Origin of the sequence: Desulfobulbus sp. (genome assembly GCF_031547805.1) — a bacterium.
Lineage (GTDB): Bacteria > Desulfobacterota > Desulfobulbia > Desulfobulbales > Desulfobulbaceae > Desulfobulbus.
Genome location: NZ_JAVBRQ010000015.1, coordinates 60,619 through 71,337, shown reverse-complemented (window position 1 = coordinate 71,337; position 10,719 = coordinate 60,619). Strand labels below are relative to the sequence as shown.

General features: G+C 62.9%; 7 protein-coding genes, 1 tRNA gene and 1 pseudogene. All 9 read left to right on the top strand.

Features of this window, described 5'->3' with window-relative positions:
- The first annotated feature begins 115 nt into the window (after window positions 1-115).
- The 9 genes and pseudogenes from RMR13_RS05630 to RMR13_RS05590 all read left to right on the top strand — a co-directional run bounded on the left by RMR13_RS05630 (window position 116) and on the right by RMR13_RS05590 (window position 10,710).
- Window positions 116-823: pseudogene (locus tag RMR13_RS05630) on the top strand (ISL3 family transposase).
- 153 nt (window positions 824-976) lie between these two features.
- Window positions 977-1,053 (top strand) — tRNA-Pro (locus RMR13_RS05625).
- Window positions 1,054-1,376: 323 nt separating this feature from the next.
- Entirely contained in the window at window positions 1,377-2,180 is an 804-nt protein-coding gene (locus tag RMR13_RS05620) for an amidohydrolase family protein (protein ID WP_310599658.1), read from the top strand.
- A 57-nt stretch (window positions 2,181-2,237) separates the two neighbouring features.
- A complete protein-coding gene (locus RMR13_RS05615; RefSeq protein ID WP_310599657.1) occupies window positions 2,238-2,555 on the top strand; it encodes a hypothetical protein in 318 nt (105 codons plus the stop codon).
- 178 nt (window positions 2,556-2,733) lie between these two features.
- Complete coding sequence (locus RMR13_RS05610) at window positions 2,734-3,726, top strand: metal ABC transporter solute-binding protein, Zn/Mn family (protein WP_310599656.1); 993 nt, start codon at window positions 2,734-2,736, stop codon at window positions 3,724-3,726.
- Window positions 3,713-4,528 carry a metal ABC transporter ATP-binding protein gene (locus RMR13_RS05605; protein WP_310599655.1) on the top strand — a complete coding sequence of 272 codons (816 nt, stop codon included), beginning with the start codon at window positions 3,713-3,715 and terminating at the stop codon, window positions 4,526-4,528. Before RMR13_RS05610 ends, RMR13_RS05605 begins: the two co-directional genes overlap by 14 nt.
- Complete coding sequence (locus RMR13_RS05600; RefSeq protein ID WP_310599654.1) at window positions 4,521-5,387, top strand: metal ABC transporter permease; 867 nt, start codon at window positions 4,521-4,523, stop codon at window positions 5,385-5,387. Before RMR13_RS05605 ends, RMR13_RS05600 begins: the two co-directional genes overlap by 8 nt.
- 68 nt (window positions 5,388-5,455) lie before the next feature.
- A complete protein-coding gene (locus RMR13_RS05595) occupies window positions 5,456-7,573 on the top strand; it encodes an acetate--CoA ligase family protein (RefSeq protein WP_310599653.1) in 2,118 nt (705 codons plus the stop codon).
- Between the two features lie 239 nt (window positions 7,574-7,812).
- Complete coding sequence (locus RMR13_RS05590; RefSeq protein WP_310599652.1) at window positions 7,813-10,710, top strand: EAL domain-containing protein; 2,898 nt, start codon at window positions 7,813-7,815, stop codon at window positions 10,708-10,710.
- The last annotated feature ends 9 nt before the right edge of the window (window positions 10,711-10,719 follow it).

Genomic DNA, 10,719 nt, shown 5'->3' with positions numbered 1-10,719 from the left:
CCTGGTCAAAGAGATCCACAAAACCTGGCTCGCGGCAAAATACCGGACCAGCAATTTGAGCGAGGTCCGCTATCTGGGCATTGACGAGTTCAGTTTGAAAAAACGCCACACCTACATGACCATCTTCGTCGATCTCCAATCCGGCCGAATCCTCCATGCCGTCGAGGGCACGAGTAAGCAAGCGATCTCGCCTTTTCTCCGGACCTTGGCGAAAAAGGCCAAAAAGCTCAAGGCGGTGGCCATGGACATGAGCACCAGCTCCACCTGCGCGGTCAGGGAACATCTCCCGGATGCCCCCATTGTCTTTGACCGGTACCATGGCATGGCCCTGATCAACCGACAGATCGATGGACTGCGCCGTGAACAACAGCATAACCTCGACACCCAGGAAACCAAGACCCTGAAGGGGAGTCGGTTCCTGTTGCTCCGCAACTACCATGAATTGTCCGACGACCAAAAGGGGCGTCTCAACGACCTGTTGACGGCCAACCACCCCCTGTTCACCTTGCACGCCATGAAGGAGCAGTTCCGCTTGTTCTGGAGCCAGGGCACGGCAGACCGCGCCAAATCCTTTCTCCTCAACTGGTGTTTCGATGCCCTGACCTCGGGCATCAAACAGCTCTGCGCGGTCGGTTCAACCATCCTCACCAGCATGCAGGGACTACTCGGCTAGTACCCTCACAAAATCACCAACGGTCCCCTGGATGGTCTCAACAACAAAATCAAAACCATGAAGCGCCAGGCCTATGGCTTCAGAGACATGGAATACTTCAAGCTCAGACTCTACAACCTCCACAATCCCAGGTACGAGGTTGCCGGATGAACCAAATTTGTTTTCCATCATCACCTCCTAGGGATTAGGTTTCATGCCGGTTCCATGAAACGTGTCTCCGATCATGGCTAATCATGACCAGTGATGCCTTGAGATTATGATAAAAAAACGATATGTCAAGAAATTAGAGCGGAGGTGGCCAATGGTGGCTAGTTGTGATAGTTGGGGACACCTGCCTTGGGAGCAGGAGGTCGGGCGTTCGAATCGCCCCGCCCCGACCAGTAGAATAAACAAATAAAGCCAAGCACTTAAAAGGTGTTTGGCTTTATTTGTTTCACGCCCCTTGCCATTCTTGGTGGTGGGTGTTGGTGGCGGTTTCACAATCTCCCCGGACACGACATGACCAAATCTCGCTGAGCTCGATGCGCGACAGTCAATGCCTTCGGGACATCGTCCGCTGAAGCCGATTCTGGCCCCCTGTTACTTTTCACACGAGAGAAAACAATGATGGTGTCAGCAGGTTATTTCGTCGTCAGTATTGCTCTTTTGCCACATCTACACTATTGAATCACCAGCAGAGCAGTTCCCTATCAGGAGAAACCCCATGGCTGCCGTCATCGACATTCACACCCACGCCTTTCCCGACGATATCGCCCGCAAGGCCATTCCGTCCCTGGAGAAAGAGGGCGGGATCAAGGCCTATCTCGACGGCACGGTCGCCGGCCTGCTCGATTCCATGGACCGCAGCGGGGTCCAACGGTCGGTGCTCTGTTCCATCGCCACCAAGCCGGAACAGTTCGACCCCATCCTGCAATGGTCCAGGGGCATCCGGTCCGACCGGATCGAGCCCTTTCCCTCGCTCCACCCCGAAGACCCGCAGCTGCTCGAACATCTCGAGACGATTCACGCCGAAGGGTTCAAGGGGGTCAAGATGCACTCCTATTACCAGGACTATTTCCTCGACGATACCCGGCTGTTCCCGCTGTACGAGCGGATGAGCCAACTGGGCACGATTTTGGTGATCCACGCCGGCTACGACATCGCTTTTCCTCGAATCCGCAAGGCAGACCCCGGGCGGATCGTCGAGGTCTGCCGCCAGTTTCCCGACCTCAAGCTGATCGCCACTCACCTGGGCGGCTGGGACGAGTGGAGCGATGTGCGCGACCTGCTCGCCGGCAAGCCGATCTACATGGAGATTTCCTTTGCCTTGGATTTTCTCGACCAGAAGCGGCTCAAGGAGATCATGCTCGCCCATCCCGCCGAATACTTGTTGTTCGGCACCGATTCCCCCTGGACCGACCAGGCCACCACGCTCAAGATGCTGGCCCGGCTCAAACTGCCCGATTCCCTCTTCGAGCGGATCGTGGGCGGTAACGCCTGCCGCCTGCTGGGGGATAGCGCCAGCTGAACCGAAGGCGGCCTTGTGCCGCAACCCGAAAAACGCCGACAAAATATGGGTGCCGCAATGATGACGAACAGACACCGGACCGGGCCGCGCGCCCTGTTCGCCGCCCTGAGCTGCCTGGCGCTGCTGACGCCCCTGATCTTCTGTGGCTGCACCCCGCAGCGGCAATGGACCAGGCCGGGGATCACCCAAACCGAATTCGACCGGGATGCCGCCGCCTGCCGGCGGGAAGCCTCCAGGGCCACCTACCGGGACCCCTTTGCCTACTCTTCCGGCCAGGACCAGGGCCTGGAATACTCGGTGGCCCAGGAAAGATTCTTTGAACAGTGCATGTCCGCCAAGGGCTATCGCCAGGAGGAAAAGCCGTCCGGCCGGTGACCGCTTCGCGTCCGCGGCCTGCGCGCCGGGTCATGGTTCATCGGTGGTACCGGCGCAACAACCGCCGACCGGAAAAATTCCCGGTGGCATGAGGACGGACGGCACAGTTCTACTGCAAACGCTTTTGCATCAATGGCGTTGCACGCCGCAAGCGCGCATCGCGCAAGGAGACCCGACCATGCCGATCCCCAGCCGCAACTTCCTTCTCCCGCTGCTTTTTTCCTGCTGCCTCGTTGTGTTGTCGCCTCCCTCGCAGGCCCAGGCGGCGGATAAGGTGCGGATTCTGGCCACCACCTTTCCCCTGTATCAGATTACCCGCAATATCAGCCAGGGCGTCGAGGGCGCCGAGATCGACCTGATGATCCCGGCCGAAATGGGTTGCCCGCACGATTATGCCTTGACGCCGCAGGACATGCGCAAGCTGGCCCGGGCCGACGTGCTCGTCGTCAACGGACTCGGGATGGAAGAGTTCCTCGGCGCGCCGATCGCCAAGGCCAACCCGAGGCTGCGGGTGGTGGACAGCTCGCAGGGGATCAAGCAGGTGCTCGACTATACGGATGCGGAGCACGCCGGGGCCGATCACGACCACCGGCCGGCCGGCGACGGTCGGGATGCCGCGAACCATCGCGACGATGACCACCACGGCCAGGGCCCCAATCCGCATCTTTTTGCCAGCCCGCGCATGGCCGCGCTGCTCGCCGCCAACATCGCCGACGGCCTGGTGCGGGCGCATCCCGCCGGTGGAGCCCGCTATGCCGCCAACGCGCACGCCTATGCACAGCGGATGAACCGCCTGGCCGACGACATGGCCGCCCTGGGCAAGCGGCTGGCCAACAACCGGATCGTGACCCAGCACGGGGTGTTCGACTATCTGGCGCGGGACATGGGACTGGCGGTGGTGGCGGTGATCCAGGCCCATCCGGGCCAGAACCCTTCTGCCGCCGAGATTTTGGAGCTGGTGGCGGCGATCAAGGCGAAAAAAGCAGGTGCACTTTTCACCGAACCGCAGTATCCGGAGGCGATCGGCGCCACCATCGCCAGAGAGGCCGGCATTGCCGCCGCCCGGCTCGACCCGGCGGCCAACGGCCCGGAACAGGCGCCGCTCGACTATTACGAGCAGGTGATGCGCCGCAACATGACCGTTTTGGAACAAACCCTTGGCAGCCACTGATCCCTTGCCCCTGTACCGGCCCCTGGAATCGGCCGTCCGTTTCGACGAGGTCACGGTCGAACGCGGTGGCATTTCCATCCTTGATCGGGTGAGCGCCACCGCGCCCAAGGGCAGCTGCACCGCGATCATCGGGCCCAACGGGGCGGGGAAAACCACCTTGCTGCTGGCCCTGCTGGGCGAGATCGGCTACCGAGGCCGCATCGTTTTCGGCAGCGGCAGCCCGCCTCCCCGCATCGGCTACGTGCCCCAGCGCCTGGCCTTTGACCGGGGCATGCCCCTGACCGTCAGCGAGTTCCTGGTCATGGGCTTCCAGAAAAAACCGCTGTGGTTCGGCCTCAATGCCGCCCTGCGCCGCCAGGCCGGGGAGTCGCTGGCCCTGGTCAAGGCGGACCACCTGGCCGGCCGCGCCATCGGCGCCCTGTCCGGCGGCGAGTTGCAGCGGGTGCTGCTGGCCCTGGCCCTGCGCCAAAAACCCGATCTGCTGGTGCTGGACGAGCCCTCGGCCGGGGTCGATTTCCAAGGGGAATTGATCTTCTGCGAACTGCTCGACGAGCTGCGCCGCAAACGGGGATTCACCCAACTGATGGTCAGCCACGACCTGGCCACCGTCACCCACCACGCCACCCACGTGATCTGCCTCAATCGCAAGGTCGCGGCCGAGGGACCGCCCCGGCAAACCCTGACCGCCGAGAATCTCACCGCCATTTTCGGCATGCACATGGGCTTGGTCAGTTCCCGCTCCATGCCCGGCGACCGTGCGGTCTGCTCGGCCCCCTGCTGCCAGGAGCGCCCCGATGCCTGACCTGTCGCCGCTCTACGGGCTGCTCGCCCAGTTGCTGCCCTTCGACTGTCTGCAGGCCAGATTCATGCAGCAGGCCCTGGCCGGCCTGCTCCTGCTGGCGCCGATGACCGCGGCCATGGGCATCCTGGTGGTTAATTTCCGCATGTCGTTCTTTGCCGACGCGATCAGCCACTCCGCCTTTGCCGGCGTGGCCCTGGGGCTGCTCCTGGCCCTGGATCCGGATTGGACCATGCCGGCCTTCGGGCTGCTGGTGGGATTGGGCATCATGCTGATGCAGCGCACTTCCAGCCTCTCCTCGGACACGGTGATCGGGGTCTTCTTCTCGGCCATGGTCGCCTTCGGCCTGGCCATCGTCAGCCGGGACCGGTCGCTGGCCCGCGATCTGCAACGTTTTCTCTACGGCGACATCCTCACCATCAGCGACGGGCAAATCCTCGCCCTCATGGGCCTGTTCGCGGTGCTGATGACCTTCCAGGCGTGCTGCTACAACCAATTGCTCTATATCGGCCTCAATCCGACCCTGGCCCGGGCGCACCGGGTCCGGGTGGCGGTGCTGCAATACCTGTTTGCCGGCCTGCTGGCCCTGATCGTCATGTTTGCGGTCCAGGCGGTGGGCGTGCTGCTGGTCACCGCCCTGCTGATCGTGCCGGCGGCGGCGGCCCGCAATTTTGCCCGTTCGGCGGGCGCGATGTTCTGGTGGACCGTTGTCATCAGCGTGAGTTCGGCGGTGGCGGGCTTGCTGCTCTCCGCCCAGGATTGGGCGCGGACCGCCACCGGCGCCACCATCATCCTGGTGGCCTGCGGCTGGTTCGCGCTCAGCATGGCGGCCGCATTCCGGCGCCGGGAACGGTTGGTCTGAGCATCGTTTCGGCCAAGCCCCGCTGCGGATGCGGCCACCTTCGCAGCCCAATTTACCGGACCATGCCCATGGATACATTCTTTGCCCCCGCATCCCTGGCCGTGTACGGCCTTTCCTCCAAGGCCCGCAACACCCCCCGCATCATTGTCGGCAACTGTCTGCGCTGGGGATATCGCGGCCGGATCTTCGGCGTCAATCCGGCCACCGAAGAGACCGATGTCGACGGCATCCGGGTGTACCGCAGTGCCGCCGACCTGCCCCTGGTCCCGGATCTGGCGGTGCTGCTCATCCCGGCCCGTTTTGCCCCGGAGGCAGTGGCCGACTGCGGCCGGGCGGGCATCGAACGGTTGGCGATCCAGGCGGGCGGCTTCAACGAGGCCAGCGAAGAGGGCAGGGCGCTGGCATCCCGGCTGCTTGCGCTTGCTCGCGGCCACGGCATGCGCTTCATCGGTCCCAACAGCCTGGCCCTGGCCGACACCGCCAGCGGCCTCTGCCTGCCCTTTGTCCCCTCTTTCCCGGTGCGTCCGGGCGGTTTTTCCCTGATCACCCAGAGCGGCGGCCTGGGACTTTTCCTCTGGAACCTGCTCGAGGCCGAACAGGTGGGCCTGGCCAAATTCGCCAGCATCGGCAACAAACTCGACCTCGACGAGTGCGACCTGCTCGAATACCTGGGCACCGATCCGGCGACCAAGGTGATCGGAATCTACCTGGAGAGCATCGGCAACGGCCGGCGCTTGGTGGAGCTGGCCGAGCGGATCGACAAGCCGGTGCTCCTCTACAAGGCCAACACTACCCAGGCCGGCGGCCGGGCGGCCATGAGCCACACCGCCGCCCTGAGCACCAACGACGCCATCCTCGATGCCGCCCTGGAGCGGGCCGGTATCCTCCGCATCGACCGGCTTCGGGATTTCGTCGACACGGCCAAGGCCTTCGACTTGCCGCCGATGCGCGGCAACCGGGTCATGCTCATGAGCCCGGCCGGCGGCATGGGGGTGGCCATGGCCGATCTTTGCGAACATCGGGGCTTGCGCTGCGCCGATCCCGGCACGGCCTTTTTCGAGGAGTTGGCCGGGGTAGCCCGCGCCGACATCATCCGGTTGCAAAACCCCCTCGACATGGGCGACATCTACCGGGTCGACAAATACCCGTTGATTTTCAGCCATGTCCTGGCCAGCGACCGGGTCGATGCCGCTATCTTCGCCAGCCAGCGGCCGTCGATGCCGGCGGGCGGGGAGGATGTGTTCACCGGCATGTTCACCCTCGATCCGAGCCTGGCGGTGGCCGGGGCGGTCCGTTCCTCGGGCAAGCCCATGGCGTTGGTCATGTACGGCGAGACGCGGGAGGTGGCGGCGATGAAGGCGCAATCGCCGGTTCCGGTGTTCGACGGCCCGGAGGAGGCGGTTGCCGCCCTGCACCGGCAGATGCGCTACCATGCCCGCAAGGCCGCCGGACCCTTCCGGCCCGATCCGGCCGACGAGGGCTTCGATGCCGGCCGGATCGAGGCTTGGTTGCGCGGACGCGGCGGGGTGGTCGGGGAGGAAGCCCTGGAGCTGCTTGCCTGCTGCGGCCTTGCCGCGCCGGCTTCGGCAGTGGCTCGGACCGCCGAGGAAGCCGCGGAGCTGGCGGCGCGGATCGGGCCGCCGGTGGTGCTCAAGGTGGTGTCGCCGGAGGCGGTGCACAAGACCGAGGCCGGTGGCGTGCTCGTCGATATCGGTTCCGCCGCGGAAGCGGCCGGGGGATTTGACCGCATCCGGGCCAATCTCCTGCGCCACCATCCCGCCGCCCGGTTCGACGGAGTGCGGGTGGCGGTCATGGCGCCGGCCGGGCACGACCTGTTCATCGGCGGTCTCCAGGATCCGGCCTTCGGTCCGGTGGTTCTGTTCGGCCATGGCGGCATTTTCGTCGAGGTGTTCCAGGATGTACAGCGGATACTCGCTCCTTCGTCGCTGGCCGAGATCACCGGAAAAATCGAGCAACTGCGGTCGGCATCGCTGCTGGCCGGCGTCCGGGGACGGCCACCGGTCGATCCGGCTCCCTTTGCCCGCGCCATCCTGGCCGTTGCCCGGCTGTTGGCCGAATTCCCGCAAATCGTCGAGCTGGATGTCAACCCGTTCCGCCTGCTCGACCGAGGCGGGGCATTGGCTTTGGACGCCCGGCTGCGGCTCGTTGCCGGCCAGGAGGCATGACCCCCGGTCCATTGGCAGCACTTTTCGATATTTTCAGCCTCTACCATCGTTGCACGAACTGTGGTAATATCCCTTTCTCAAAGGGTTTTCGATTCGTGCCGCCGAAAAAACCGCTTCACCTCCGAGGCGCGATGCGGCATGCTTGATGATATGCAATTGGTTCAATTGATTCCGCCAGCCCGGTCCGGCCTGTCGCCGAGCCCGGTTGCCGGATCTGTGGGCGCGCCATCCGGACTATCATGGGCATCTTGCGTTGGGCAGGCAAAGGACTGAAGATTGGGCAGTGGTCGATCGGCAAGAAGATATTCGTCGGCAATATGTTCTTCTTGCTCCTGCCGCTGGCGGTGATCTGCGCCGTCCTGCTCCGGATCACCCTGGAGCGCTTCAACACGAGCATCGAGGAGGGCCTGGAGACCGCAGGCCTTTCCGCCGCCGCCATGGTCGAGGCCTCGATCGACGCCTCGCTCCGTGGCTATCTCCACGGCATCGTCGAAAACAATGTGCGGCAGATTGAGCTGGTCCAGGCAAAATGGGCAGGCTCTGGCACTACCGGCGCGAACCTCGCCAAGCAGGAAATTTTCGCCGCTCTGAAGGCGCAGAAGATCGGGCCTTCCGGTTATGTCTATTGCATCGACTCCATTGGGGTCATTCTGTTTCATCCCCGCGAATCGCTGATCGGGAAAAACATCCTGCAAGCGGAGGAGCTGCGCGAATACTGGCCCTTTATCAAGCGACAGCTCGAAACCAAACGGGGATATCTCGAATACAACTGGAAAAACCCGGATGAGGCGAGCCCGCACCCCAAGGCGCTTTCCATGGAATATTTCCGTCCCTGGGATTGGATCGTCTCGGTGGTTTGCTACCGCGAGGAAGTCGAACGGTTCCTCGATTTCCGCGATGTCGAGCGGCGGATGGCTGGCGTCAAGTATGGCGCCTCGGGGCATGCGTTTCTGCTCAACGGCCAGGGAAAGCTGCTGGCTCACCCCCAGATGTTCGAGAGGGCGGCGGCGGATGTATATGCGGCCCGGCTCAAGCCGATCCTGGAGGCGGGATCGAAACACATGGACCGGACGGTGCGGATGTTGTGGGACGAGGGAGCGGACCGTCCGGCAAAGGAACGCCTGTTTTTCTTTCACCATATCCCGCAGTTCGACTTGACCGTCGGGATGACCACCGATGCCACCGAAGCCCATGCCGGCCTGTTTGCCGTCAAGGCCACCGCGATTTTGGCGGTTCTGCTCGGGACAGTGTTTGCAATGGGCGCCGCGTTTTTGGTGAGCCGTGCGGTCGTCGTTCCCTTGCGCCGGTTCGCGCATCAGCTGAACCTGCCGGTTGCCGGCGATGGGGACGGCTGCGAGACCGCCGCCCTGCTGGTGAAATTCGAGGAACACCTCCTCCAGGTGCAGGGCGACAACAAGAAACTGGTTGCCGAGGCCCACCGCCGGAAAAGCGCCGAGACGTTTCTGCAGATCTACAAGAAGATTTTCGACAACGCTCCCGAAGGCATGGTCATCACCGATGCCTCCGGCCGCATCCTGGCGGTGAACGAGGCGTTTGGCGCCATAACCGGGTATGGGCAGGACGAGGCCATCGGAGGAAATCCGCGGCTGCTCAAGTCCGGCCGGCAGAACAGCGATTTTTATGCCCAAATGTGGCGGCAGTTGCTGGAAAAAGGGTTGTGGGAAGGCGAGATCTGGAACAGGAAGAAGGACGGAACCGTCTATCCGGAATGGCTGACGATCAGCGCCATTCGCAACGACCGGAAAGAAACAGCCTACTATTTCGGCACCTTCTACGAACTGGGCGAACAGAAGAAGCGGGAGTGGCAGATCGCCTACATGGCCTACCACGATCTCCTGACCCGCCTGCCCAACCGCATCGGCCTGGAACGCAAGCTCGCCGCGGCCTGCGGCAGGGCGAAAAACGAGGGCACCAAGGTGTCACTGCTCCACATCGACCTGGATAATTTCAAGAATATCAACGATGTGCTCGGGCACAAACAGGGCGACGATTTACTGGTCCAGGTCAGCCAGCGCCTGGCCACCCTCCTGACCGACAACAATTCGGTGTACCGAATCGGCGGAGACGAGTTCCTCCTGCTGATGGAGCGGATCGACAACGAATCGCTGATCCCCCTGGCCGCCGACCAGATCCAGGCCGTGCTCAACGAGCCGTTTTTGCTCGATTTCAAGAAGATTTACGTCAACGCCAGCATCGGCATCACCGTTTTTCCGGACGACTGCGACACTCCCCTCGACCTGATCAGGAGCGCCGACATGGCCATGCACAAGGCCAAGCGGGAGGGGAAAAACAGGCACGCGATGTTTTCCAGGGAGATGCACGACGAAATGCTCAAACGGCTGCGGACCGAGAACAAAATCCGCACCGGCCTGCTCAACCGTGAATTCATCGTGTATTATCAGCCCAAGGTGGATATCGAGAGTCGGACCGCCTCTTCCCTGGAAGCACTGATCCGCTGGGAACAGGGGAACATTCTCGTCTCCCCGGGCGCCTTCATCCCCATTGCCGAGGAATCGAGCCTGATCGACGATCTCTGCCTGCTGGTGCTGGAGCAGGCCTGCATCTTCCATGGCACGATGCGGCAGCAGGGCGTGGCGGTGCCGATCAGCGTCAACGTTTCGCCGCGCCAGTTCCACAACAGCGATTTTGTCGACATCGTCGGCGAGCTGTTCAGCCAGTACCGGATCGAAGCCGACGCCATTGAATTCGAAATCACCGAAACCACGGCCATGACCGATGTCGACCACACCTTGAGGGTCATGAACCGCCTTCGCGAGCTGGGGGTGTCCTTTTCCATCGACGATTTCGGCACCGGCTACTCCTCGTTGGGCCTGCTCAGCAAAATGCCGGTGAGCACGCTGAAGATCGACAAGCAGTTCGTCGACGACATGGATACCCATGGCGGCATCGTCGCCACCATCGTCGCCATCTGCCAGCAGATGCGGCTGAAGGTCGTGGCCGAGGGCGTGGAAACGGAAGAGCAGTTGCGTCGGCTGGAGGCCCTGGGCTGCCACGAGGCGCAGGGCTACTATTTCTCCCGGCCGATTCCCGGCGACGACGTCCTCAAATATCTCGCCGCCGAACGTGTCGGCCAAGGCGGGCCACCTCCCCATTGACCAAGACCT